This is a genomic window from Pseudoxanthobacter sp. M-2 (genome assembly GCF_046156265.1).
In the GTDB taxonomy this organism is placed as follows: Bacteria; Pseudomonadota; Alphaproteobacteria; order Rhizobiales; family Segnochrobactraceae; genus CAMDHY01.
This window is the reverse complement of the sequence record NZ_JAWDIR010000004.1, coordinates 16,414-39,646: the sequence shown is the minus strand read 5'-3', so window position 1 is coordinate 39,646 and position 23,233 is coordinate 16,414. Positions and strand designations below refer to the sequence as shown.

General features: G+C 64.3%; 25 protein-coding genes. 19 read left to right on the top strand and 6 right to left on the bottom strand.

The window, feature by feature from the left end; translation table 11 throughout:
* Nucleotides 1-3: 3 nt before the first annotated feature.
* The 5 genes from RUR49_RS02870 to RUR49_RS02850 all read left to right on the top strand — a co-directional run bounded on the left by RUR49_RS02870 (nucleotide 4) and on the right by RUR49_RS02850 (nucleotide 4,486).
* Nucleotides 4-930 (top strand): hypothetical protein, encoded by a 927-nt coding sequence (locus tag RUR49_RS02870; RefSeq protein WP_024924727.1) that lies wholly within the window; start codon nucleotides 4-6, stop codon nucleotides 928-930.
* Between the two features lie 69 nt (nucleotides 931-999).
* A complete protein-coding gene (locus RUR49_RS02865; RefSeq protein ID WP_024924726.1) occupies nucleotides 1,000-2,400 on the top strand; it encodes a hypothetical protein in 1,401 nt (466 codons plus the stop codon).
* Complete coding sequence (locus RUR49_RS02860; RefSeq protein WP_024924725.1) at nucleotides 2,397-3,320, top strand: phage exclusion protein Lit family protein; 924 nt, start codon at nucleotides 2,397-2,399, stop codon at nucleotides 3,318-3,320. Before RUR49_RS02865 ends, RUR49_RS02860 begins: the two co-directional genes overlap by 4 nt.
* Nucleotides 3,321-3,338: 18 nt before the next feature.
* Nucleotides 3,339-3,884 (top strand): GIY-YIG nuclease family protein, encoded by a 546-nt coding sequence (locus tag RUR49_RS02855; protein ID WP_024924724.1) that lies wholly within the window; start codon nucleotides 3,339-3,341, stop codon nucleotides 3,882-3,884.
* Complete coding sequence (locus tag RUR49_RS02850) at nucleotides 3,881-4,486, top strand: hypothetical protein (protein WP_204367414.1); 606 nt, start codon at nucleotides 3,881-3,883, stop codon at nucleotides 4,484-4,486. The genes RUR49_RS02855 and RUR49_RS02850 overlap by 4 nt, the downstream gene beginning before the upstream one ends.
* On the opposite strand, the gene RUR49_RS02845 is transcribed toward RUR49_RS02850, so the two are convergent.
* Genes RUR49_RS02845 through RUR49_RS02825 form a run of 5 tightly spaced genes read right to left on the bottom strand, consistent with a single transcriptional unit; the run spans nucleotide 4,447 to nucleotide 11,372 of the window.
* On the bottom strand, nucleotides 4,447-5,589 hold the full coding sequence (locus RUR49_RS02845) for a restriction endonuclease subunit S (protein WP_024924722.1): 1,143 nt from the start codon (nucleotides 5,587-5,589) through the stop codon (nucleotides 4,447-4,449). The genes RUR49_RS02850 and RUR49_RS02845 overlap by 40 nt on opposite strands.
* Before the next feature lie 3 nt (nucleotides 5,590-5,592).
* Nucleotides 5,593-7,149 (bottom strand): class I SAM-dependent DNA methyltransferase, encoded by a 1,557-nt coding sequence (locus RUR49_RS02840; protein WP_024924721.1) that lies wholly within the window; start codon nucleotides 7,147-7,149, stop codon nucleotides 5,593-5,595.
* Nucleotides 7,150-7,162: 13 nt separating this feature from the next.
* Nucleotides 7,163-9,535, bottom strand: coding sequence for an EcoAI/FtnUII family type I restriction enzme subunit R (gene hsdR / locus RUR49_RS02835; RefSeq protein WP_024924720.1), 2,373 nt, complete (start codon nucleotides 9,533-9,535; stop codon nucleotides 7,163-7,165).
* A complete protein-coding gene (locus RUR49_RS02830) occupies nucleotides 9,532-10,560 on the bottom strand; it encodes a nucleotidyl transferase AbiEii/AbiGii toxin family protein (protein WP_024924719.1) in 1,029 nt (342 codons plus the stop codon). Before RUR49_RS02830 ends, hsdR begins: the two co-directional genes overlap by 4 nt.
* Nucleotides 10,560-11,372: a type IV toxin-antitoxin system AbiEi family antitoxin gene (locus RUR49_RS02825; RefSeq protein ID WP_024924718.1), complete on the bottom strand. Its 813-nt coding sequence runs from the start codon at nucleotides 11,370-11,372 to the stop codon at nucleotides 10,560-10,562. The genes RUR49_RS02830 and RUR49_RS02825 overlap by 1 nt, the downstream gene beginning before the upstream one ends.
* Nucleotides 11,373-11,761: 389 nt before the next feature.
* On the opposite strand from RUR49_RS02825, the gene RUR49_RS02820 reads away from it, so the two are divergent.
* From RUR49_RS02820 to RUR49_RS02795, 6 genes are all read left to right on the top strand, one after another.
* Complete coding sequence (locus RUR49_RS02820; RefSeq protein ID WP_024924717.1) at nucleotides 11,762-12,973, top strand: hypothetical protein; 1,212 nt, start codon at nucleotides 11,762-11,764, stop codon at nucleotides 12,971-12,973.
* A 147-nt stretch (nucleotides 12,974-13,120) separates the two neighbouring features.
* Nucleotides 13,121-15,250, top strand: coding sequence for a ParB/RepB/Spo0J family partition protein (locus tag RUR49_RS02815; RefSeq protein WP_024924716.1), 2,130 nt, complete (start codon nucleotides 13,121-13,123; stop codon nucleotides 15,248-15,250).
* 69 nt (nucleotides 15,251-15,319) lie between these two features.
* Nucleotides 15,320-16,363, top strand: coding sequence for a toprim domain-containing protein (locus RUR49_RS02810; protein ID WP_024924715.1), 1,044 nt, complete (start codon nucleotides 15,320-15,322; stop codon nucleotides 16,361-16,363).
* A 319-nt stretch (nucleotides 16,364-16,682) separates the two neighbouring features.
* Nucleotides 16,683-17,609: a DUF2493 domain-containing protein gene (locus RUR49_RS02805; protein WP_024924714.1), complete on the top strand. Its 927-nt coding sequence runs from the start codon at nucleotides 16,683-16,685 to the stop codon at nucleotides 17,607-17,609.
* 147 nt (nucleotides 17,610-17,756) lie between these two features.
* Nucleotides 17,757-18,197, top strand: a complete 441-nt coding sequence (locus tag RUR49_RS02800; RefSeq protein ID WP_024924713.1) for a hypothetical protein — start codon at nucleotides 17,757-17,759, stop codon at nucleotides 18,195-18,197.
* Between the two features lie 588 nt (nucleotides 18,198-18,785).
* Complete coding sequence (locus RUR49_RS02795) at nucleotides 18,786-19,112, top strand: DUF736 domain-containing protein (RefSeq protein ID WP_024924712.1); 327 nt, start codon at nucleotides 18,786-18,788, stop codon at nucleotides 19,110-19,112.
* 172 nt (nucleotides 19,113-19,284) lie between these two features.
* Here RUR49_RS02795 and RUR49_RS02790 read toward each other — a convergent pair whose 3' ends face one another.
* Nucleotides 19,285-19,512 carry a helix-turn-helix domain-containing protein gene (locus RUR49_RS02790; protein WP_024924711.1) on the bottom strand — a complete coding sequence of 76 codons (228 nt, stop codon included), beginning with the start codon at nucleotides 19,510-19,512 and terminating at the stop codon, nucleotides 19,285-19,287.
* Nucleotides 19,513-19,686: 174 nt separating this feature from the next.
* On the opposite strand from RUR49_RS02790, the gene RUR49_RS02785 reads away from it, so the two are divergent.
* The 8 genes from RUR49_RS02785 to RUR49_RS02750 all read left to right on the top strand — a co-directional run bounded on the left by RUR49_RS02785 (nucleotide 19,687) and on the right by RUR49_RS02750 (nucleotide 23,217).
* Complete coding sequence (locus RUR49_RS02785) at nucleotides 19,687-19,962, top strand: DNA -binding domain-containing protein (protein WP_152545615.1); 276 nt, start codon at nucleotides 19,687-19,689, stop codon at nucleotides 19,960-19,962.
* Nucleotides 19,963-20,087: 125 nt separating this feature from the next.
* Complete coding sequence (locus tag RUR49_RS02780; RefSeq protein ID WP_081766901.1) at nucleotides 20,088-20,312, top strand: transcriptional regulator domain-containing protein; 225 nt, start codon at nucleotides 20,088-20,090, stop codon at nucleotides 20,310-20,312.
* A gap of 37 nt (nucleotides 20,313-20,349) precedes the next feature.
* Nucleotides 20,350-20,862, top strand: coding sequence for a DUF2285 domain-containing protein (locus RUR49_RS02775; RefSeq protein WP_024924709.1), 513 nt, complete (start codon nucleotides 20,350-20,352; stop codon nucleotides 20,860-20,862).
* A 130-nt stretch (nucleotides 20,863-20,992) separates the two neighbouring features.
* A complete protein-coding gene (locus tag RUR49_RS02770) occupies nucleotides 20,993-21,286 on the top strand; it encodes an AlpA family transcriptional regulator (protein WP_024924708.1) in 294 nt (97 codons plus the stop codon).
* The gene (gene parA / locus RUR49_RS02765) at nucleotides 21,283-21,921 is read left to right on the top strand and encodes a ParA family partition ATPase (RefSeq protein ID WP_024924707.1); all 639 of its coding nucleotides are present in this window, start codon (nucleotides 21,283-21,285) and stop codon (nucleotides 21,919-21,921) included. The genes RUR49_RS02770 and parA overlap by 4 nt, the downstream gene beginning before the upstream one ends.
* Complete coding sequence (locus tag RUR49_RS02760) at nucleotides 21,918-22,172, top strand: hypothetical protein (RefSeq protein ID WP_024924706.1); 255 nt, start codon at nucleotides 21,918-21,920, stop codon at nucleotides 22,170-22,172. Before parA ends, RUR49_RS02760 begins: the two co-directional genes overlap by 4 nt.
* The gene (locus RUR49_RS02755; RefSeq protein WP_024924705.1) at nucleotides 22,169-22,675 is read left to right on the top strand and encodes a DUF2840 domain-containing protein; all 507 of its coding nucleotides are present in this window, start codon (nucleotides 22,169-22,171) and stop codon (nucleotides 22,673-22,675) included. The genes RUR49_RS02760 and RUR49_RS02755 overlap by 4 nt, the downstream gene beginning before the upstream one ends.
* On the top strand, nucleotides 22,672-23,217 hold the full coding sequence (locus RUR49_RS02750; protein ID WP_024924704.1) for a S26 family signal peptidase: 546 nt from the start codon (nucleotides 22,672-22,674) through the stop codon (nucleotides 23,215-23,217). The genes RUR49_RS02755 and RUR49_RS02750 overlap by 4 nt, the downstream gene beginning before the upstream one ends.
* Nucleotides 23,218-23,233 lie beyond the last annotated feature (16 nt).

Below are 23,233 nucleotides of genomic sequence, written 5' to 3'. Positions count from 1 at the left end.
ACGATGGCCCGCCTTTTCGACGTCGATGGCAACAATCTCGATCGCGGGTTCGAGAACCTGAAGGCTGCGGAATCGCCCTTCGAGCGGCAGCTTCACGATCGGATCGAAGCGATGTGGTCAATCTATGAGCCCTATGCCGACCCTGATTTTCCGCAGGGCTTCGCCCGCGACGTCGATGGCCGTTTCTGGGAGATGTATCTCGGCTGCACCTTGCTCGAGGCGGGTCGCACGCTGTTGCCGGTCGTCGATCGCCAGCGCCAGGGCGGCCAGCCTGACCTTTGCGTCCTCGAAGATGACCGGCGCATCTGGATCGAAGCCATCACACCCGACGAAGGCGCGCCGGGTCCCGACCAGATCGTGCGGCCCGTGCCCCTCAACGAGGGTGGCGGTCTCGTCGCCGCGCCCATCCGCCAGGCCCAGTTGCGGACGTCGAGCGCTTTCTGGACCAAGGCGCAAAAGATCGCCCGCTATATCCAGCTGGGCGTGATCGCGCCCGAAGACACGCGGATCATCGCCATCAGCGCAAGCCGGTTCGGGGTCTATGTCGCCGAGCGGCCCCTGCCACTGATCATGACCACCCTCTTCCCGATCGGCGATGCCTATATCACCATCGACCGCGCGACCGGGGACGTCGTCGAGGAAGGATTCCACCCGGCTCCCCTGATCGAGCGCGCACGCAATCCCATCCCGCGCACGGCGTTTCTCGACGAGCGCTTCGCCGACATCTCAGGGGTGATCTGGTCGCGCGTCGGGCTCGGCAACCTGTCACGCCAAGTCCGGCCGATCACCTATGTCCATAACCCGCTCGCGCAGGTTTCCCTGCCGACGAATTGGGGCATTTGGGATCGCGAGTTCGTCACCACCGCGCACGGCGATGCATGGGAGAGCAACGACATCCTCGCGCCCGCGACCGTATCAGAGGCGCAATGACGGCGCTGCTGCGTGTACAGCACGGGTCAGACCCGCCGATCATGCGCCCTCCACGCCGCGAGGGTGACGATGGCCGCCGATGACCCACACCTGATTGCGCCGATCAGCGAACGGCAGTTCGAGCTCTACGCGCTGTCGCTCGAGCGCGGGCCGAACTTCGACCAGTCGCACATCTTCAGCGCCTACCGGGTCGGCCGCGGCAGCGCCTGCGGCTGCATCCTCCTCGATCCCGAGCGCGGAGCGTTCACCACCTTGGCCATGCGCCGGCGAGTCGATCATCTCTGGGTGCGCGTCGACGAAGGCGGCCCGTTCTCTACCCCTGAAACAGCGCTCGACCATCTCAGCATCAGCATGCGCGGCGGTGATCCGCCCGAACCGCTTTCGCCTGGCACGCGGCGCCGTCCACCCCTGATGCAGCCAGGCGAGCGCGGCATCTCGCCCGAGTTCGAGCTTCTTGCCAGCACCGTGAGCCATCTGCCCGCACTCATGGCGGTCGGCGAATGCTATCTCGCGCTTCCCAATCCGGACGCCAATTTCGTCAGCGACCTGCAGACCAACAACTTCGCCTCGCGGCTTTTCGAGCTCTATCTGCTCGCTTGCTTCCGCGAGCAGGGCCTGATCGTCCGGCAGGACCATGTCTCGCCCGACTTCCGGATCGAGAAGGGCGGCGCCGACTGCTGGATCGAGGCCGTCACCGCCAATTCCGAAACCCCGCGGGCGGGCGGGATCGGCGACTGGGTGCACGCGCCGCAGGATCGAAACGAGCGGCTGACCGGCGCGCCTGCCGAGCGCTTCGCTAAGACGTTGCGCGGCAAGCTCCAGCGTAACTATCACGCGATGGACCACGTCAGGGGCCGATCCTTCGCCATCGCCATCGCGGACTTCCACGCGTCCGGCTCGATGGTGTGGAGCCGTGAGGCACTCCCCTCTTATCTGTATGGCCTGCGCGCCGATGTCGAAGGCGAAGGCGCGCATCGCCGCGCGATCGGCACGTCGATTGCCAACCTCACCGGCAAACATGGCATTCCGGCGGGCCTGTTCCGCGACCCGGACTTCGCGCACCTGTCCGCAGTCATCTTCAGCAATGCCGGCACATTGGCCAAGTTCAACCGCATGGGCTTCCTCGCCGGCTGGCGGCCGCCCGGTCTCGAGATGATCCGGCGCGGCATCCTGTTTGACCGAACACCGGGCGCGCTCGAACCAATCGACTTCGAGCTGGCGGTCGGTAGCGAAGAATACCAATCCCTCTGGCCGTGGGGTGAAGCCTGGTGCCAGGAGCTGGAGGTCTTCCATAATCCGCAGGCCGCCCACCCCATTCCCTTCGATCTCATCCCGGGCGCTACCCATTGGTTCGAGCGCGAGGGCGATATCGAGTGCAGCACCATCTGGGCGAACTCGGTTCTGGCCTCGATCACCCATCTGCACCTGTCCGGCGAGCCCGAGAACCCGCAGGAGACCGAACACGTATGACGACCGACCCAGCCGACCGCACGATCGTCCTTCACCTCCTGCGCGGCGCTGTCCCCGAACGCGCCGACGAGATCAGCGGTCTCTGGAGCCGATACGGCCACGCCGTCGAAGTCGCCCCCAGCACCAAGGGCGTCACAATGAATGCGGATGCCAGCCGCATCAGGTTCGACACCAAGACGATCGACGTCTTCTGGCTGCTCGGCTTCAGCGCCTGGCGCGCGATCGAGGTCTATTCGCCCGCCCTGGTGCTCGCGACGGTGACCGGGATCCCGCTCGACCAAGCGCTGAGCGTAGACGCCGAACGGGGGCAATACGAATTCGACTACAAGCAGCGCGTCGCCAGCGCCCAATCGCTCATTGCCGCCGAGCAGACGGCGGACATTTCCTGGCCGGCGGACGATCCCGAGCCGACCGCCGACCGCGACGGCCTGAGAGACGATCAGCACAAGGCCGTCTTCGATCTCGTCGCACTCGCCCTTGCCTTCGCCCTTCTGCACGAATTCCGGCACGTCATGTTCTACGCCGACAACAGCGCGCCTTCGACATTGCCCGAAGAGGAAATCGCCTGCGACACCTGGGCCCGCGAGTTCATGACGACTGGCCTCGCCGCCTACGCGACGGCGCACGGACATAGCTACGCGCAGGTCCAGCAAAAGCGTGCGATGGGAATAGCGCTCGCCGCCGTGATTATACATGCGATGACGCCGACCCACGCGCATTGGGGCAGTCGGCAATATCCGCCGATCGTCGAACGGCTGACGGCGATGATCAGCGGCTACAGCCTGCCGGCCGGCTCGTCCTTTTGGCCGTTCACGGCCTGCCTGTTGATCGCGCTCATGCGGCAGGAGAACCGGCCGCTCGACATCGTCGCGAACTCAAATCAGGAGATGGTCGAGATCCTGCTCGACCGGCTCCGGTAACCCCGCAGGGAGCGCGCCGTGCCGGTCTATTTCCTTGGCGAAGACGAAAATGGATGTACCCCGGTCAAGATCGGGGTTGCGAAGAATATCGAAGCGCGCAAGCGCGACCTCCAGACCGACAACCCTCTCGAACTGCGGCTGCTCGGGTGGATCGAGACGGCCCACGCCTTCCAGCTTGAGCGACACCTGCACCAGCATTTTGGCGCGACTCATGTCCGCGGAGAGTGGTTCGCCATCGAGCCGGCGGACGTCCTGCCCATTCTCATGCGCGCCGGCCGCGATGGATTTGTAGCCAAGAACGCCAACGCCTTTCAGATCACCGGCTATGATCGCGATGCTGTTCCAGAATATCTCGGCGTGTGGGAATGGGCCGATCTTGAGATTGACGAATGCTGCCCCTTTTGTGGATGCCTCTGCGGCATGCATTTCCAGGACACATCGCAAATGTACTACTGCATCCGCTGCGACACGCTGACCGGCTTCTCGGAGCTCGATCCCCGCCGCGAAGAACCGGACTATTGCGCCATGGCGGTCTGGACGATGAGACAGCGGAGCGCGGCGTGAGCGAGCAGTGGCTCGAGGGGCGCGCGCCTGGCCTCAGGGATCTTCCCGATGCGGACCGCCGCGCCATCTTCGACTTCGCCTTCCTGTGGAGCCTCTTTGAAGCCCAAGTCATGGGCAATTTCGCCCGCGCCGATCGTATCCGCCAAAAGGTGGACGCTTGGTCGCAGGCGGGAATGCTCGAGGCTGAACTCTACGACGCCGAACTCGGCTATTTCCGGAACCGCTATTTCGCCGATAGCGCGCTGACCCACCATTTTCCGTTTCTTGCGCTTCGGCCATCGGATCACCCCGACCTCGTCCAGGCCGTGATCGAGGGCGCCAACGACGATCCTCGCGACCGAATGCTCGCGCTGCTGATGATCGTCTGGCGCTTGCGCAACAACCTCTTCCACGGCGCCAAATGTGCTTACGGGCTTCACGACCAGCGCGAGAATTTCACCCACGCGAACAGCGTCCTGATGCGGCTGCTCGAACGGCACGCCGATCCCGGTTCTCGCAAAAGCGGCTCTACTATTTTGGGGACAGTCTTTCCCCGGCTTCACGAACGCGAGCGTCGGCGCGCTCAACGGAATGCCTGCTGCATCAGCGCTGGAATCAAATGATCAAGTTCAGCCGCAACCTCAACCTGACCGGACTGAACAGCGCCGGCCTTTTGTTGAAGCCCGTCGAACCAGAGCTGCGCGTCCAATGATGGCAATGGGACTCGGATAGCCGCCAGCTTCTTCTGATTGAGTGTCCTGTTTCGATCTGCACTGCCCGGCGACGCGGCTTGAACTTGGGCGAGTCCTTGCTCGCTCTGGAGGAAGTACCACAGGTAGTTTGGGGTCGCCCTTTTAGTATCAACCACGCAAGTGAGGTAACGGTGAGAACCAACCTTGCCGTGGTGCTCCGGTTTCGCAACGGCGAAAGCCCCCTCCCACGCCTTGATATTGCTGAAGACAATATCTCCGCAGTGAATTCGGAAGAGTTTTTGCCATGTTAATTCGCCGCCGATTAGGTCCGGCTTTTTGAACAGTCCTTTGCCGAAGGATCGAACGCCAAGTTCTGCGTAAACACCATTCGATTCAAGCTCGACAGGTCGACGGAGTATGGGCGCGACGTCCCCGATCGCGATGCGGGGAACGCCAGCGATCACCCTCCGAAAAGCTGCCTCCATGGCTGCATTGAGCTCCGCGCGCGCGGCGTCGGCGGCCCGCCGCATCGTCTTCAGTTGCAACGCCGCGCCGTCGAGCTTCGCAATGATCCGACGTTGCTGCTCGATCGGAGGAAGGGGGATTGCATGATCGAGAAGACGCCTGGGATGCAGCCTCTCTCGGCGGGCGCCGATTCCCTTCCCGTCTGAGGCCAGCTGGCGCCAGACGCGATCCTGCTTGAAGTACCAGCCAAGGAACCCGGGCTCGAGTTGTTCACAATGCAGATCGAACGTCGGGAATTCGTTCGAAACGAAATACCCGTCAACCTCTGGCGAAACGATCGCATAGGCGCCTTCAAAAGATTTCAGGCGGCTATATACGAACTGGCCAGCCCGGATTCGAAACAACTGCGTGGCGGCAATCTCCCGTCCAGCGACCGCCGCACGCTGAATCATCCCGCGACCGAATCCATAGATGCCGGCGATTGGATATTCGCCGTCGGGCTCCACCCCGTGAGGGTCCGGTGCGTAGGTAAGGAGTTCACCCAATGGGATAAGCGGAAAGCTCGGCATGAACTACGCGCGCTCCGCCACAAGCGCCTTGATCTCGTCCAAGACGGTCAGCACCTGCTGCTCTTTGGCAATGGCGCTATCGACAATTTCCGCCGGCAAGCGGTGATCAATCGCAGCCTTCGCGTGGGGATTTCTCAGATCGAGATCGACCGTGACGACGCGCCCCTGTTCATCGCGCTTGATCAAATCGGGGCCAAATACCTTCCATGCCTGCGATCCTTCCTTGCGGTCAGACCACCAAGCTCGGCAATCGGCGAACTCCTCATACTGCAGCGGCTGCGTCTTGGAGTATTTCCGTCGGCCTTCCGGTAGCGGTTGCTCCCAGTACCAGATGTCGCTCGTCGGACCGGACGTGTCGAAAAAGATGATATTGGTCGGAATGTCTGTGTATGGCGCAAAGGTGCCCTCGGGCAGCCGGACGACGGTGTGAACATTGAACTGTTCGAGAAGGTCGGCTTTGATCCGCGCAGCAATGCCGTCGCCGAAAAGGATTCCATTCGGCACGACGACGCCGGCACGTCCGAGTCCACCGCGTTTGAGCCGCCGCATGATGAGCTGCAGAAATAGCAGCGCAGTTTCGGCGGTCCGGCGATCATCCGGAAAATTCGCGAGGATGCCGGCTTCTTCCTCACCGCCGAACGGCGGATTGGTCAGGATGACTTCGACCCGGTCCCGCTCGCCAATCTCCGTCAGTTTGAATCGCAGTGCGTTGCCGAATTCGATGTCGGGCGCCTCGATCCCGTGCAGCAGCAGGTTCATCTGCGCAAGCAGGAACGGAAGTGAGGAATCTTCGCCGCCACGCAAAGTCTTGCGCTGAAGGATTTCGCGTCTCTCGACCGTGCTGGCTTGCGGCTTCATATGGTCGAAGGCAGCAGCCAGAAACCCGCCAGTGCCGCAAGAGGGGTCGAGCACGACTTCGCCAAGTTTGGGATCCATCACCTCGACCATGAGACGCACGACGGGACGCGGCGTATAGAACTCTCCGTTCTGACCAGCGGCGTCGCGCATCTCGCGTAACAACGTCTCGTACATCCGGCCGAGGGTCTGAATGTCCTCGGTGCTGTCGAAGTGGATGCCGTTGATCAGGTTGATGACGTCCCGCAGCACATAGCCGCTGGTCGCGTAATTCCGGAGGTCACGAAACACCGCGGAGACCACGTCGCGCCGCTGGCGGCCAGCGCCATTGCCGCGCAGACCTCGTAGAAAAGCGAACAGGCCCGGACCCTGGGTGCCGTCCGCACGAACGGACTGCTCGCCGTTGATGAACGAAAGCAGGTCCGGCCCGGTGATGCCCGCCGGATCGGCCGCCCAGTCTCGCCAGCGATAAGGCGCATCGATCAGATGCTGGTACGGTTCGTCAGCGAGCACCGCCTCATCCTCGTGGACGCGTTCCATGTCGTCGACGAATTTCAGGAACATCAGCCAGGTAAGGGTGGGCAGCCGTGTGAGGTCCGTCTTCAGCTCGCGGTCCTTGCGCATCTTATTGCGCGCGGACTTGATGAGGCTGTCGAGCCGCTGCGCCGTTGTTTTCGGCGTATTGATCTTCTTCTCACGGGACATTCGTGGGTCTTCCTTAAGCGGCGTACAACAGGCCGGACATTTCGTTGACGGCGTCGCGAAGCTTATCCGGACCACCGAAGCGGCGGGCGATTTCGCTCGGATTGCCGAACCCGGCCAGCGGCGGCACCTTCAAAATGCCCGGCAGGACGAACTGCGCGGCGCCGTGCTCGGCGTACTTCTCGAGCAGCGCCTCCAATACGATCCGCGCATCGGCGCCATACCGTTCGAAAAAATCGGTGCGATCTTGCTTGAGACGTTCCGCACGCTCACGTCGCGTACGGAGCGGCGCATTCCATGCGAGGTAGCAAAGCAGATCGAACGGATCGTCCCCGGGGCGGCCGGATTCTTCAGCTAAGGTCTCCAGATCGATACCCCGTTCAGCGAGCGCCTCGACGATCGCGTGGCGTTTGTCGGCGAGCATCCAGTCGGCGCGGAAACTTGCGGCAGTCGGATAGAGCGTTCGGACCTTCTCGCCGGTCCAGTCCGTCAGTTTCTTGCAGGTCAGCCGTTTGCCGTCCGTATCGAGTTCGTAGACCAGATGCGCAACCACTTCGACCGTGCCGCCATCGACGTACAGTTTGCGCGGTTCCCCGGACACCTCGTCGGCGGGAAGAGCGCCTTCGAGTTCCGCCCCGACGTCGTCCGGGGCCTCGGGCACAGGATTTTCTTCTTCCAGGGCGGTGATGATCTCACCGTCGGCATCGATCTCTGTGATCGTCTCCGTTGTCGGCTCGCCGTCGAAGTCCGGATCGGCGAATTTTTCGGTCGCGGTGCCGGTGTAGTCGAGGATGTTGAAGAACAATTTGCCGTAGTCTTCGCGCAGCCGGGTCCCGCGGCCGATGATCTGCTTGAACTCCGTCATCGATCCGACCACGCGCGCCAGCACGACGTTCTTGCAGGTCGGCGCGTCGACACCTGTGGTGAGAAGCTGAGACGTCGTCAGAATCACCGGGACCTTCGTCTCGACGTCCTGGAAACGGCTGAGTTTGCCCTTTCCGATGTCGCCCTCGTCGGCCGTCACGCGGCAGGCATAGTCCGGGTCGCCGGCGACGAGATCGGCGTTGAGATTGGCGAGCGCCCGACGCATCTCGCTCGCATGTTCCTGGTCCACGCAGAAGACGATTGTCTTCGCGAAGCGATCGGTCTGCGCAAGGAAATGCGTGAGGTGGCGCGCGATCGCCTCGGTGCGAGCTCGCAGGGCCACGACCCGTTCGAAATCCTTGGTGTGATATTCATCGTCGGGGATCTCGCGCCCGAAGCGATCGAGTTCGCCCTTGGTCGGTCGCCACCCCGCCGCGTCATAGTCCGTGACGATGCGGTGCACGCGATAGGGCGCCAGGAATCCGTCCGCGATACCTTGCGCTAGAGAGTAGGTGTAGAGCGGCGCGCCGAAATAGTTGTAGGTGTCCCGGTTGTCTTCCCTCAGTGGCGTCGCCGTCATGCCGAGCTGATAGGCCGGCTCGAAATAGTTCAGAATGTCTCGCCAGTTACTGTCGTCGCGCGCGCTGCCGCGGTGGCACTCATCGATTATGATCAGGTCGAAAAAGTCTGGCGCATATTCCCGATACAAACCCGGCCGTCGTTCGTCGCTGGCGATAGCCTGGTAGATCGCGAAATAGATGTCGCGGCCGTGGCTGATTTCGCCATTCTCAATCTTGAACCGCGCGTCACCGAATGGCGCAAAGGTCTTGGCCATCGGGTCGTCGACGAGAATGTTACGATCGGCGAGGAATAGGATTTTGGGTTTGCGGAAGTCGCCGCGCTTGTTCCATCCGGCGGTCCACAGCCGCCAGGCGATCTGGAATGCCACCGCAGTCTTGCCGGCGCCCGTGCAGAGGGTGAGGAGCGCCCGCCGCTGGCCCGTCAGAACCACCTGAAGCGCCCGGTTGACGGCGATCTCCTGATAGTAGCGCAGCGGCTTGGCGGGATCGGGGAACCCCGGCGCGAGCAGGCGCTCGGCGGCTGCGTCATCGGTCAGACCGAGACCGGCCCGTTGCCGACCCCACAGCTCGGCAGGCGTGGGAAAATCGTGTCGTAGGGTTTCCAGGCCGGTGAGAAAGTCGAATTCGAGAATCTCCGCGCCATTGGTGGCGTACGCGAATTTCAGGCCAAGAATTTCGGCGTAATCCTTGGCCTGCTGCAAGCCATCGGCGGCGGATTTGTACGCGGCCTTTGCTTCGACGACAGCGATCGGGTAGTCGGCGCGGTAGCGCAGGATGTAGTCGGCACGCTTTTGCCGGCCGCGCTTCGCCTTACCACCAATGAAGATCACTCGACCATCGGTGAAGGTCCGTTGCTCGTTGATGGCGTGGGGCGCGCCTTCCCAACCTGCCGTCTGCAGGCGGGGAACAACGAACTTTCGACAGGTATCCGCTTCAGTATTCACCTGGTTTCCCCACGTGACCGCTTCGCTCGTCTCGTACGTGGCGCCAGCGACTTGTCGCCCGATTTCCAAGCTTTGACGTTCTGTGCTTTCCACCGCAGGGCCGGACTTGCTTCTATCGAGGCGCGCACGTTCTCCGGCGCCTCCAGAGAAGACGCATCGATCTCACCCCGATCGAGCACGCCGTCCAGAAATGCCCTCTCCCCCGCCGTAAACTGAAACAGCGGCGCGAGCTTGTCCCGGCATTCTGCCGTGACGTTCTCGATCCAGGTCGCCGGACCGCCAAAGACATCGAAATATCGATCGTGCAGGCACATGGTCAGCTTGCCGGTAATGTCGCCGACCTCGCATCCGATCGCTTCGGGCGAGGCTGTGCGCCAGTCGAAGCTCTTGGCGCTCGCACCGATCATCAAGGTGGCCGCCTTGATCTTCGCCCAGTCGAGAGACGGCATGGCGATGATCCGATGCGCGTCGAACAAGTCGCGTGCGGTGCGCCGCGTGATCAGCGCGACCATCTTGCCAGCGATGATCTCGTGGATATCGAGAACCGGCACATTCGTGGCCTGGTATGATCCGACTGCCACCGAGGACATGCGATCCACGCCGAAAAGGGGGCCGCGATAGAGATAGTTGATATCGATCTCAATGGTCCCCGCGCCGCCCAGCGCGGAGGCGTAGCGATAAATCCATTTGCCGCCGGCGTGCTCGGACGGCTCACGCCGCGCGGCATAACCCTTCGATTCCATCAGCCGCTCGATCTGGTCCTCCAGTCCCGGCCGGTCGGCGTCCATCTTCTCCTTCGCGACCGCGCCAACATAGTTGACGTCGATATCGACCGAGAGGCGGTCCAGATCGGAATGAAAGACGTTGAGCGCCGTGCCGCCCTTCAAGGCGACGCGCGGCCCGATCAGTTTGTCGGCACCGAAGGCATCGAGAATGTCGATCAGCCGGATCACACGCTCCAGCGTCGCGGGCTGGAGCTGCCGCTCGGCCGCTATGTCCTGAAGTGTTTCTCGCGACGCTACCATCAGACGCCCTCAAAAGCGGGATCGATAGCCTGCCTCGGGAGAAGCACGCGCCACGACTCGACGAACACGGCATGACCAGGTTCAGCGCCCAGCGCATAGTGTTTCGATCTTGGAAGCCGTGCCCGCAGGCGCGCCAGGACGTCGTCGGTGACGCCGAGCGCGGCGCGCCGCTTCTCGAGCCACCAGCCGGAAACGGAGGCGAGCGACCGATTGTCCAACAGCTCGACATAGTCGGCGACCTTCGCTGGATCGAGATAGCGCACCAGGTCCAGCGACTTCAGGACTTCCTCGGCGCCGCCGGCGAGTTCCGGCCGGTGCAAGATGTCGACGACCGTGCGTTCGACCGCGGTGACACGGACCGCCACCCCTTGCCGGTCCATGGTCACGGTCAGGTAGTCGGCTTGGCCAGCCGCCGCCAATGCCTTCGGCGGCGTGACGAAGCGGCAGGCGCCAAATGGCAGGTCCACGCGTTCGGTCCGTCCGGCGCTGATGAGCTGAACCTCGTTGAACTCGGAGTAGGCTATGCCATGCAGCTCAAGCGCGGAATGAAACCCCAGGACGCCATCGGAGCGCAGCTTGCTCGCCGCGGCGAAGCGGTCGATCACCATCCGCTCGGCCGCCAGGTGGGCCGGCACCGCGGCAAACACCTCGCGACTGACGCGCTTGATGTTGCCGGCCCGCAGATGATGCCGGAGCAGGCTCGTAACATTGGCCCCGCCCGCCGGGTGGCCGAAGGCCGCCGCGAACTCAGCCCGGGTGAACACCGGATGAGCCGACAGGAAACTGGCCGTTTTGTGCTGGCGAGGCTGCATAGTGGGTCTGTGATTCTGCGTCAAAGTGGGTAGTAAATAGCCATTATGACGCATATTTGTCAACAGAGTCTTCTTGGGAACAAAAGCCGGAACCGTCCTTTTGGTCGCTAAAAACGCGCCGCACGGGGTATCAAATGCCCCCTCCAACGCATTTTCCGGAACGGAGCGGCCCTAAGTGGCTCGAACGCCATGGGCTCCACATAGGTGGCCCCGAGAAACGGAAGTCTGAGGGGAAGGCCTTCCCCTGCGGCCGAGCCTACGGTCTCGGCCTACCCCTTCTGCGGAAACACCCCGCAACGCCCCGAGAGTGAGAGGGCTGCGGCTGTCGCCGTGACGGGTTTGAGGGTCGAGAGAGAGGCTCCCGGCCGGCCCGTCATGGAGAATCCGCCATGACCCAGACAAGCACCATCGCCGAGCGAGACGGCTTCGGTCCACCGCCGGTTTCAGCCGGCTATAAAGTCGACATCTCGCGCGGCGAACGGATCGGACGCGTGTCGTCCGAATGGTTCTCCCGGCCGGACGACGAGCGCTATCTGTCGCTCAGCGCCCTCTACGCCGCCGTTCGAACACGCGCCGACCGCGCCACCGCACGCACTGTCGAGACCCGGACCCTTCGTATCGAGGCCAGTCGCGACAACGCCGAACGCCTGGCGCTCATCGTGCCCGGACGCGCGGAGCCCATCACTCCGACGCACTGGTCATTCGGCCAGATGTGCAGCCTGGTCGGTGCGCCCGCCGGCTATATGCGGCAACTCCCCGCGCCGCTTGCCGGAATCAACATGCAGCACGGACTGCTCTCGCACCGGGCCGAACTGGTGAAGACGCTCGAGGCCGACGACGGGCGGATGGAACTCCGCGCCGTCACCGGCCCCGACTATGGCCGCATCTGGGACCATGAGCTGGTCGCTGCGGTCATGAAGATCGCCGGCGAGGGCACGGGCGATACACGCTGGAAGGTGCCGGGCCTGCTCGACTGGTCGACCATGACGCACAACCCGTTCGTCGAAGTGACCAAGGACACCACCACGCTCTATGCGTCCGATCGCGATGTCTTCCTCTTCCTGGTCGACGATGCCCATCCGATCGAGGCCGGCCACCTCCCCAATGGCGATCCTGACCTCTACTTCCGCGGCTTCTATTGTTGGAACAGCGAGGTGGGCTCCAAGACGCTAGGCATGGCGTCCTTCTACCTCCGCGCCGTTTGCATGAATCGCAACATCTGGGGCACCGAGGGCTTCGAGGAGATCTCGATCCGCCACAGCAAGTTCGCCAGCCACCGGTTCGCACATCAGGCGGCGCCGGCGCTGGAACGCTTCGCCACGTCGTCGCCCGCGCCGTTTCTAGCGGGGATCAGGGCCGCCCGCGAGCAGATCGTTGCCCGTAAGGGCGAGGATCGCGAGACCTTCCTGCGCAGGCGCGGTTTCTCGCGTCCCGAGACCGAGAAGATCATCGCCACCGTGCTGGAGGAAGAAGGGCGGCCGCCGGAGTCGATCTTCGATTTCGTCCAGGGGATCACGGCGCTCGCCCGCGCCAAGCCGCATCAAGATGCGCGGCTGGAGCTGGAGGGCAAAGCCGCGAAACTCCTTTCCAGCGTCCGGTAATACTGCGAGGCGTGGAGCCGGGTCCCCGGCTCCACGCCTTTACGATTCCGCGCAGCCCCAGCCTCCTAGAGGAAGAGGGCTGCGCTCGCTTCGTGACGGGCTGAGGTCGAGAGAGAGTCTCACGGCCGCCCGTCATGGAGAATGACCATGACCCGAGTTCAGAAGATCGTCCTGTCCTCATCGCGGGACGTCCCGTTCAACAAGCTGGTGCTGAGCCAGTCCAATGTCCGCCGGATCAAGGCCGGCGTCTCGATCGACGAGCTGGCCGAGGACATCGCCCGGCGCACGCTCCTGCAGAGCATCACCGTGCGGCCGGTTCGCGATGCCGAAGGCGTCGAGACCGGCATGTTCGAGGTTCCGGCCGGCGGTCGCCGCTTCCGCGCGCTCGAACTTCTGGTCAAGCAGAAGCGCTTGGCCAAGACCGCGCCCGTGCCCTGCGTCGTGCGCGAGGACGGCATTCCCGAGGAAGACAGTCTCGCCGAGAACGTCCAGCGTGCGCCGCTGCATCCGCTCGATCAGTTCCGGGCCTTTCTGGCGCTGCGTGAGAAGGGTCAGTCGGAGGAGGACATCGCCGCGGCCTTCTTCGTCGCCGTGTCGGTCGTCAAGCAGCGTCTGCGCCTCGCGTCCGTCTCGCCCAAGCTGCTCGACGTCTATGCCGACGACGGCATGACGCTGGACCAGCTCATGGCGTTCACCGTCAACGGCGATCATGAGCGCCAGGAGCAGGTGTTCCAGCGCCTGAGTCAGTCCTACTCCAAGGAGCCGCATGTCATCCGCCGGATGCTCACCGAGGGCGCCGTGCGGGCGTCTGACAAGCGCGCGCAATTTATAGGCCTCGACGCCTACACCGAGGCGGGCGGTGTGATTCTGCGCGATCTGTTCCAGGGCGACGATGGTGGCTGGCTGCAGGATGTCGGTCTCCTCGACATGCTGGTGGCCGAGAAGCTGCGGGAGCAGTCCGAGGCGATCCGCGCCGAAGGCTGGAAGTGGATCGATGTCGCGCCCGACTTTGCCTACGGCCACACTTATGGCCTGCGGCAATTGCGCGGCGAGCAGATTCCGCTCGCCGCCGATGAGCAGGCGACGCGCGGTGCACTGCAAGCCGAGATGGACGGTCTGGAGGAGACCTACGCCGAAGCCGGGGAACTGCCCGACGAGGTCGATCAGCGGCTCGGCGAGATCGAGACGGCGCTTGCCGCCTTCGATGATCGCCCCCAGGCCTTCGATCCCGAGGAGGTCTCGCGCGCTGGCGCCTTCGTCAGCATCGACGGTTCGGGCGCCCTGCGTGTCGAGCGCGGCTATGTCCGCCCCGAGGACGAACTTCCGATCGCCGCGGAGAACGGCGCCGAAACCGATCCGGCCGACGAGCCGGCGATCGCGGCGCGAACCGAGCATGACGGTACGAGCGTGGCCGCAGGCACCGAGCCTCCTGCGGATGAGCCTGAGGAAGACGATGGTATCAAGCCGATCCCCGACCGGCTGATGACCGAGCTCACGTCCCATCGAACCCTCGCGCTTCGCCACGCGCTGGGCGAGAATCCTGACATCGCCTTCGTCGCCGCGCTTCACGCCCTGTGCCTCAAGGTGTTCTACCGCTATGCGCAAGACACCTGTCTTGAGCTCGACTTGAAGAGCGCCGGTTTCAGCGCTCAGGCGCCGGGCCTCGCGGACAGCACGCTCGCTGTCGCTTTCGACGCCCGGCATCAGGCTTGGCTCGCTGCTCTGCCCAAGGAGCCGGCCGATCTTTGGGACGGGCTCATGACATTCGACGGCGACAGCCGTCAGGCGCTGTTCGCTCATTGCGTCTCGCTGTCGGTCAACGCGATCTATGAGGCGTACAATCGCAAGCCTCGCGCGCTGGCCCACGCCGACCGGATCGCCCAGGCCGTCGATCTCGACATGGTCGCAGCCGGTTGGACGCCGACGATCGACACCTATTTCGGTCGGGTGACCAAGGCCCGCATCCTCGCAGCCGTGCGGGAGGTGAAAGGTGCGCGGGCGGGTGACCGCATCGAGCACCTCAAGAAGGCCGAGATGGCGGAGCAGGCCGAAACGCTGTTGGCGGAGTCCGGATGGCTTCCGGAGCCGCTGCGCACGCCCGGCCGCGATGTGCCGAACTCCGTTGAGACCGACGCCATCGACGCCGCGGAAGCAGACGCCGATGCAGCGAGCGTAGAAACGACGGCGGACGGCGGCGAAACGGCCGTGGTGGAAGATGAGGAAGTGGCCGAGGATGACTCGGTCGCGCTCGAAGTTCACGCGACCGCGGCCGAATAACGAATGAGCCAACCGCACTGCCAGGGGCCCGCCAGCGATGGCGGGCCCTTTTTCGTCTCGGAGGACACGATGCCGGACACTGCATCCGATCTGGCGCGCCGAATGGCCATACAGGCTGAGGCGGTCTGCCGTCATTATCTTTCCAACGGCCGCCGTGAAGGACGCTACTGGCTGGTCGGCGATGCCCGCAACAGCCCGGGGCGGTCCATGTTCGTCCGCCTGAAGGGCGCCGAATCCGGCAAGGGTGCCGCGGGCAAATGGACCGACGCCGCCACGGGCGAGCATGGCGATTTGCTCGACATCATCCGCGAGGCACGCGGCCTGATGGATTTCAAGGACGTCGCCGAAGAGGCGCGAACCTTCCTCAGCCTTCCGCATCCCGAGCCTGAGCGGCAATCAAGTCCGCGGCAGGCGCCAGCTCCGACCGGATCGCCGAAGGCGGCACGCCGGCTCTTCGCCATGTCGCAACCGATACCGGGCACGGTCGTGGAAACGTACTTGCGCCAACGCGGCATCACGGCTTTGCACGGGACCGGATCGCTGCGCTTCCATCCCCGATGCTATTACAGGCCGGACGAGCACAGTCCGACCGAGAACTGGCCGGCGATGATCGCATCCGTCACCGATCTTGGCGGCCGGATCACCGGCGCGCATCGTACCTGGCTTGCACCCGACGGCAGCGGCAAGGCGCCGATCGACACGCCGCGGCGGGCGATGGGCGACCTCCTCGGCCACGCAGTCCGGTTCGGCGTGGCGCATGACGTAATGGCGGCCGGCGAAGGCATCGAAACCATTCTGTCGCTGCGGATGGCGTCGCCCCGCATGCCGATGGTCGCCGCTCTATCGGCCGCGCATCTCGCAGCCATCCTGTTCCCGCCGACGCTCCGCCGACTCTACATTGTGCGTGACGACGATCCGGCCGGCGATGGCGCGCGCGATAGCTTGGTCGCACGTGCAAACGCTGTCGGGATCGAGGCGATTGTCCTGTCGCCGACGCTCGGAGACTTCAACGAGGATCTCAGGCTGATCGGCATTGGCGCGCTCTGGGCCAACGTCCGCGTCCAGCTCGCCCCGGAAGATGTCGCACGCTTCATCGCGACAGAGGCGGTGTAGTTTCGGAGGGATGCGACAAGAGCGGCGGCGCTGTCAGCGCGATCACCCTGGCTGCTTCCCATCTCGTCGGAGAGACCGCGACCCGGCCTTCAAGAGGGCGATCGGCCGTCAAACGGTCCGGCCCAGCAATGGCTGCGCCCCGGTTCTTTTCCGCCGGCCCTTCGGGCCTTTGCATCGCGAAGCAAAACAACCGGGCTTCGCCATCCTCCGCTGACGCTTCGGCCCTACGCTTCGCTCCGGGTGCAGGTCCGGCTCGCCCGACGGCATTCGTCGCCAGAAGGCCGCGAGGGTCGCGGTCAGACCGACGAAGGAGCATCCCATGACGAGCGATCGCGACGACTTCGAGCCGCATCACGCTTCATCTCCTACCGACCACCTTCTCACCGAGCTTCAGCTTTACGGCTTCCGCCCCTTCCAGGACGAACTCGACCCGAGGCCGCTACCCGAGGGGAACGCCGTCGCGGGCGCCATCGCCGACATCTTCGATGCGCTGATTGTCGCCTTGCAGGACACCCGCCTCGAGCCCGACCTCGACGATCTACTCTGGTCCACCGTCAATCTCTTCCACCGAGCTACCGACCGGATCGAACGCGAACTCGACGACAACGAACAGGCTCAGCGGCGGTGCCAGCGGGAACAGGACGGCTCCGAGGTGAAATCCGTCGAGCTGGAGCGGCTTACCGCTGAGGGCCAGACGCTGATCGAACGCCGTGACGCTTTCGAATTGATGCGCGATCAGGCCGCCGAGCACTTCGAGCGCCATGCCGGTTCATCCTGGCGACCGCGCAGCGGGTCGATGGTCAACCACCGCACCATGACCTCGGCCATGATCGACAGCCGCGATTTTCTCGCCGCCAAGCGTCGAGCAGAAACCGAAGTGATGCTACCGGCAGGTCCGAAGATCGCCCTCACTGGCGGTCTCGACTTCAACGATCACCGGCTCATCTGGGCCAAGCTCGATCAGGCCCACGCCAAGCATCCCGACATGGTGCTACTGCATGGCGGGTCGCCGAAGGGCGCCGAGCGCATTGCTGCCCGCTGGGCCGACCATCGAAAAGTGCCACAGGTCGCTTTTAAGCCCGATTGGACGAAACACGCCAAGGCCGCACCGTTCAAGCGCAATGATCAGATGCTCGAAGTCCTGCCCATCGGCGCCATGGTATTTCCGGGAACCGGCATCCAGGGCAATCTTGCGGACAAGGCTCGCAAGCTCGGAATCCCGGTTTGGAAGTTCGGCGGCTCGTGAGCGCCTCCCAACTCAATCTGCTCGCGGGAGCGGAAGTCCAGCGGATTTCCGGCTCCCGTTTTCGCTGAGTTTCAGGTATGCTCAGACCGCGCCGTGGTGGTGGTGGAAGGCGCGACCGTCAGACCTTTTCTCACGGAGACCGCCACCATGATCTTTATCGGCATTCTCGCTAGCATCGCAGCCATCGGCGTCCTCTGCTGGCTGCTGTTCACGCTCGCCGTATTCGCGCTGCCCGTCTTCGCCGGCGCCGCCGCTGGCACTTGGGCTTATCAGACCGGTGCGGGCTGGACCGGCGGGATCATCGTCGGCCTTATCGCCGCCGCGCTGACGCTCGGCATCAGCCAGCTCATGCTCGCCTTCGCGCGGCCGCTCTGGCTGCGCCTTGCGATCGCGATGGTCTTTGTCGCGCCCGCCGCTCTCGCCGGCTATCACGCCACCCATGGCATCGTGAAGCACACGATGCCATCCGACACGTGGCAGATCATCTTTTCCGTCATCGGCGCAATTGCGGTCGGCGTCACCGCGTTCGTCCGGGTGACGGCCGTGGCAGCGCCCCGACCGTCGGGGCGGGGCTTGGCGCGCGCCTAACGCTAACAGCAGCAGAGGCGGGACCATCGGCCGATCTTCACCGCGCCGTCCTCGTCATCGAAACCCCGAGATGGCGGTCGGCGCTCAGACCTTAGCTTCGGCCAACCCGTGTCCCGTCATCGCAGTCTTACGCTGGAGCAGCGAGACGCCGTTCAGTCACGCGATCAAAACATCGGTGCGCTGGCTTTCTTGCCAGAGCGGTGTCGGCATCGAGATGCGGTCAAGCCTGGACTGGCTCTGTGGAATCGCTGACTCCGTTGTTGCCGGGATCGTGACGGCAGCGCCGCACTCGCCACGTTCTCCTTGATCAAAATCTCTGTCTAACCGACCGCTCCAAAACGGCCTCTTCAATGGGCTGATCTGGCCGAAGGCCGGCTACGCCTCGATCGCCTATGCGGCAATGGCGCCGATCGACTTTCTTCCCCTGCCGGCTGCGCCGTCATTCCTCGCGAAACAACAAAGTCGCCTGGCAGCCATCCTCCGCTGCGCTGCGGTCGCAAGCGATGCCGCGTCGATCGCCTTCGGCCTGCCGATCGCCATCGAGGCCGCAATGGTGCGGGCTCGGAACAGAGTTCAAGGAGAACTATCATGGCGACCATCGGCACCTTCAAGAAGACCGGCACCAACGAATATGTCGGCGAAATCGTCACCCTCTCGGTCCAGGCCAGGAACGTCCGCATCGTCCCGGAGACCAGCCGCTCTGCCGAGAACGCTCCCAGCCACCGCGTCTTCGTCGGCCGCGCCGAGATCGGCGCCGCCTGGTCCAAGCGCTCGAACGAAGGCCGCGACTATCTGGGCCTCAAGCTCGACGATCCGAGCTTTACCGCCCCGATCTTCGCCAACCTCTTCGACGACGAGGGCGGCGACGGCTACAGCCTCATCTGGTCCCGCCCCAGCCGCCGCAACGCGGATTGACCGGCTCAGGACGCCCCGCCCGATTCTCGGGCGGGGCAAGCCTTTCAATACTCGGCGATCCGGCTTTGTGGATTGTCGGCTTTGCGTCGGCGGTTTGACGGCTTTGCACGTACCGCCGATCCGGTTCGCGGGCGGCGTGCGCTAGCGGGTCGCAGACCCGACTCGCCAAGACTCACGTCTCAGCGTCCTCCACCGCCTCATCGAGAAGGTCGGCAGGTCTTACGCCCAACGCTTCCGACAAATGCCACATCGTCAACAGCGTGACATTCTGCTGGCCCCGCTCCATGCCGCTCACATAGGCGCGGTCCACACCCATTTTCACTGCGACCGCCTCCTGGCTCAGACCGGCCGCGACGCGATACCTCCTGACGTTGGCTCCAAAAATTCTGCGAATGTCCATCCGCAGGATAGGAGGCAATCGTGCATTATAGCGCTACGTGTTATAATACACGGCCGTGAGGCCAGCGTGCGATGCCGCCAGTGGGACCGCGCGATGCTTGAGAAGCATCAGGAAATTTCAGCTCTCGGTCTGGTTTGCATTGGCGATGCGGATACGATCAATTAACCAAAGAAGATGGGCGCGCCAATGACCGTCATTGCTTTCCAGGATCGTCCGCCTGATGGGGATCGCCTGACCGGCTACGACGAAGACCATCTTGCTCTCTATATTCGCCTCCTGGACGCCGCCGCCGAGGGCGCCGACTGGCGTGAGGCGGTGCAGATTCTTTTCGGGCTCGATCCCGATCGTGATCCCGGCCGCGCCCGAATGGTTCATGATAGCCATCTCGCCCGCGCCCGCTGGATGACCACCACGGGTTATCGCGAGCTCCTCCGCCCTCGCGTGTCATAAAGCAGGACACTCCCCCCGGTTGTGCGGGCATCGCGCCGCGCAGTTTTGGGGACTTCCGCCGCGCCTTGTCGGCGGCGACGCTTGGCGTGCAGGGGGCCACTCAGAGCGCGAACGAGGAGACGCGTATGGCCGAGCCGCCGGACTGGCGATTGCAGACAACCGAACGCGCGTTGAACCGGCTGGAGCGTCAAGGGTTCGCGTGGGAGTTTCTACGGCGGAATCCCGACTATCGCAGCGAGTACGATCGCTTGCGGAGCGCGCCGACGAGTCGGCTAGACGCTTCGCAAAGGAGCGCTCCCCCGCAATGGGGGTTACGCTTTCCTGCTCAACCCCGACCTCTCCGCTCATGAGACCGCGATTTATTGGCGGCCCGAACTAATCCCCAGCGTGCTGTTGCTTGAAGCTGCGCCGGCAGTGTTTCGAACGGCGCGACGGCTCGAACAACTCGACCTGACCCACGCCATGCTGCACACGCAGCCAGGCAGTGGACCTGCGATCCTACTAACCGATCCCGACGGTGATCATCATCTGGTCGCCTGCGCCATCGACCCCGCTCAGCCGCTCGCCGTGTTGCTGCCGCTCGACGACAACTTCCACATCCGCGCCGAAGCGGCGCTGCGATTCCAGCGCCGTCTATTCGGACGCGCCGCCGGCCCGCTGCCGCGCGCGCTCGCGCTCACGCCGCGTCACCGTCAACGGCTGGTGCGCATGGTGCGCGCGCTGGACGGCCGATCCTCAGGCGCCACGTACCGCGAAATCGCCGGCGTTCTGTTCGAGTCGCACCAGCAGTCCGCCACCGAATGGAAAACGTCGTCCATCCGCGCCCAGACGATCCGCTTGGTCAAGGATGGGCAGACGATGATGCACGGCGGCTATCTCCGCCTGCTTGCAGGCCGCTGACCCGCATTCCCTGGGGTACGCGCACGGAGGGGTCTCACTCCGTCATCCACCCGGACGCCGGTGGTTCGCCATCGTGATCGCTGCTTCGCCACCGCACGCCGACGGCGCGGTCGCAGCTCCGGAGGAGACCATGTCAGCAGCGCGACTCGACCCACCGCCACGCTATCTGCGCACGCCCGAGGCAGCGCGGTTCCTCGGCCTGTCGGGTCGCACGCTCGAGAAACATCGCACCTATGGCACCGGACCGGTCTATCGCAAGCTCGGCGGCCGCATCGTCTACGCCCTCGACGACCTCCAGGCCTGGGCGGATCGTGGCACGCGGCTGTCCACATCCGATCCAGGCCATGACGTTGTCCATCCCGCCAAGCCGCACGCCAGGCTCTCCCAAGGACCCGCCGCGCGACGCGGCGGCGGCGCGTCGTGATCGTCGCGCTGCTCAACCAGAAGGGTGGCGTCGGCAAGACGACGCTCGCGCTTCATCTCGCCGGCGAATGGGCTCGGCGAGGAAAGCGCGTCGTACTCATCGACGCCGATCCCCAAAGCTCGGCGCTCGACTGGTCGCAGCAGCGAGCGCGCGAAGGCCGCGAACGCCTGTCTGGTGTCGTCGGTTTGGCGCGCGATACGCTTCATAGCGAAGCGCCGGAACTGGCGCGAAGCGCCGACCATGTGGTGATCGACGGGCCGCCGCGTGTCGCCAGCTTGATGCGGTCCGCGCTGCTTGCCGCCGACCTGGTGCTGATCCCCGTACAGCCATCGCCTTTCGATGGCTGGGCGTCCGCGGAGATGCTCTCGCTGCTCGGCGAGGCGCGGATCTACCGCCCTCAGCTCGCCGCCCGCTTCGTGCTGAATCGCTGCGGAGCGCTAACCGTCATCGCGCGCGAGACGGCCGAGACGCTCGCCGATCACGATCCGCCGGTACTCACCAGCACCATCGGCCAGCGCGTCACCTTCGCCGACGCGGCACGTTCCGGCCGCCTCGTCTCCGAGATCACCGGGCACGGCCCGGCAGCGCGCGAAATCACCGCGCTGTGCGCCGAGCTCGGGAGGATCGCGCCATGACAGAGCGATCCCACAAACATGCCTTCACTGCACGTTCCGCCAATTCCGAGAGCTGGATCAAAGCCTCAGATCCGCGCCCCGTGCGGAGTGGCGGCGGCGCTGCGTTCACGGCGCGCCTCACCATCGACGTCACGCCCGACATGCGCGGCCAGATCAAGATCGCCGCGTTTCAGCGCGGCGTCACCGTCGCCGACATGCTGCGCGAACTCCTCACCCGCGAATTTCCTCCAGCCGAAGGAGGTACGCTATGAACGGCGCCCCTGACCTGCGTCGCGCGGCGACACCGACTGTGGTTGGTCTGACCCACGTCGAGCTGACCTGGCTTGAGAAGAAGGTCGAATACTGGATCAGGTTCGGCCAGGACGTCCACGAACAGATTCTCGACCGCCGTCGGCGCGTCGTCAGCTTCCCACCGCATAGCGTTTTCGCCTTCGTCCGTTGGGCGGCCAACGACTTCGGGACGATCATCTCACGCATCGACATCGTGCGCGCGATCTCGCCGGGCGAACCCTATCAGACGCTCCCCTTCGTGCGCCCCGGCGGCGACATTCTGCTGAAGGTGGAGAGCTGGCCAAAGGTCGACCGGGTCCTTCAAATCATCGACGCCATCGAGGCGATCGGCATCAATCCCGCCGAGGTCACGCCGCATCATTGGCGGCACGTTCACAATCGTCTTGCTGCCGGCCAAGAGCCGCGCAGGTACACGATCGAGCAGCACCGGGCCATCCTTCTGCGCCGGAAGGTCGCGCCATGACCCGCTTCGGCTACGTCATGACGACGTACTTCACCGTGATGCTGATCGGCGGCCTGTCGTTCATCCACATCACGCCTCGGCTGATCTGGAACGCGTCCGCCAGCACGCCTATCGGACTCTATTCGCTCGAGCGGTCGCCACGCCTTGAAGTGACGGACCTCGTCGCCGTCGAAGCCCCGGAGCCGCTCGCATCGTTACTCGCTGAGCGTGGCTACGCACCGCGCGGCGTCCCGCTCATGAAACGCGTCGCCGCCCTTCCCGGGCAGCAGGTCTGTCGCACCGGCGCACTCGTCACCGTCGACGGCATCGCCATAGGCGCAGCGCTGACGCGCGACCGTCTCGGCCGCGATCTGCCCGTCTGGCAGGGCTGCCGGCGCATCGCCGACGGCGAGATATTCCTCATGAACTGGTCCGTCGAGGACAGCCTCGACGGTCGCTACTTCGGTCCGATTTCCACCCGCTCGATCATCGGCCGCGCAACACCCGTGTGGACCGATGAAGACGGTAGCGGCCGCTTCGAATGGCGCGCCGCGACGCGGTGAACGACGCGCTTACCCG

What these genes read in the sequence shown, in the direction of transcription:
- RUR49_RS02870 (WP_024924727.1), top strand. Translation starts at nt 4, where the DNA reads ATGGCCCGCCTTTTCGACGTCGATGGCAACAATCTCGATCGCGGGTTC.
- RUR49_RS02865 (WP_024924726.1), top strand. Translation starts at nt 1,000, where the DNA reads ATGGCCGCCGATGACCCACACCTGATTGCGCCGATCAGCGAACGGCAG.
- RUR49_RS02860 (WP_024924725.1), top strand. Translation starts at nt 2,397, where the DNA reads ATGACGACCGACCCAGCCGACCGCACGATCGTCCTTCACCTCCTGCGC.
- RUR49_RS02845 (WP_024924722.1), bottom strand. Translation starts at nt 5,589, where the DNA reads ATGCCGAGCTTTCCGCTTATCCCATTGGGTGAACTCCTTACCTACGCA.
- RUR49_RS02840 (WP_024924721.1), bottom strand. Translation starts at nt 7,149, where the DNA reads ATGTCCCGTGAGAAGAAGATCAATACGCCGAAAACAACGGCGCAGCGG.
- RUR49_RS02830 (WP_024924719.1), bottom strand. Translation starts at nt 10,560, where the DNA reads ATGGTAGCGTCGCGAGAAACACTTCAGGACATAGCGGCCGAGCGGCAG.
- RUR49_RS02825 (WP_024924718.1), bottom strand. Translation starts at nt 11,372, where the DNA reads ATGCAGCCTCGCCAGCACAAAACGGCCAGTTTCCTGTCGGCTCATCCG.
- RUR49_RS02820 (WP_024924717.1), top strand. Translation starts at nt 11,762, where the DNA reads ATGACCCAGACAAGCACCATCGCCGAGCGAGACGGCTTCGGTCCACCG.
- RUR49_RS02815 (WP_024924716.1), top strand. Translation starts at nt 13,121, where the DNA reads ATGACCCGAGTTCAGAAGATCGTCCTGTCCTCATCGCGGGACGTCCCG.
- RUR49_RS02810 (WP_024924715.1), top strand. Translation starts at nt 15,320, where the DNA reads ATGCCGGACACTGCATCCGATCTGGCGCGCCGAATGGCCATACAGGCT.
- RUR49_RS02805 (WP_024924714.1), top strand. Translation starts at nt 16,683, where the DNA reads ATGACGAGCGATCGCGACGACTTCGAGCCGCATCACGCTTCATCTCCT.
- RUR49_RS02800 (WP_024924713.1), top strand. Translation starts at nt 17,757, where the DNA reads ATGATCTTTATCGGCATTCTCGCTAGCATCGCAGCCATCGGCGTCCTC.
- RUR49_RS02795 (WP_024924712.1), top strand. Translation starts at nt 18,786, where the DNA reads ATGGCGACCATCGGCACCTTCAAGAAGACCGGCACCAACGAATATGTC.
- RUR49_RS02790 (WP_024924711.1), bottom strand. Translation starts at nt 19,512, where the DNA reads ATGGACATTCGCAGAATTTTTGGAGCCAACGTCAGGAGGTATCGCGTC.
- RUR49_RS02785 (WP_152545615.1), top strand. Translation starts at nt 19,687, where the DNA reads ATGGGCGCGCCAATGACCGTCATTGCTTTCCAGGATCGTCCGCCTGAT.
- RUR49_RS02780 (WP_081766901.1), top strand. Translation starts at nt 20,088, where the DNA reads ATGGCCGAGCCGCCGGACTGGCGATTGCAGACAACCGAACGCGCGTTG.
- RUR49_RS02770 (WP_024924708.1), top strand. Translation starts at nt 20,993, where the DNA reads ATGTCAGCAGCGCGACTCGACCCACCGCCACGCTATCTGCGCACGCCC.
- RUR49_RS02760 (WP_024924706.1), top strand. Translation starts at nt 21,918, where the DNA reads ATGACAGAGCGATCCCACAAACATGCCTTCACTGCACGTTCCGCCAAT.
- RUR49_RS02755 (WP_024924705.1), top strand. Translation starts at nt 22,169, where the DNA reads ATGAACGGCGCCCCTGACCTGCGTCGCGCGGCGACACCGACTGTGGTT.
- RUR49_RS02750 (WP_024924704.1), top strand. Translation starts at nt 22,672, where the DNA reads ATGACCCGCTTCGGCTACGTCATGACGACGTACTTCACCGTGATGCTG.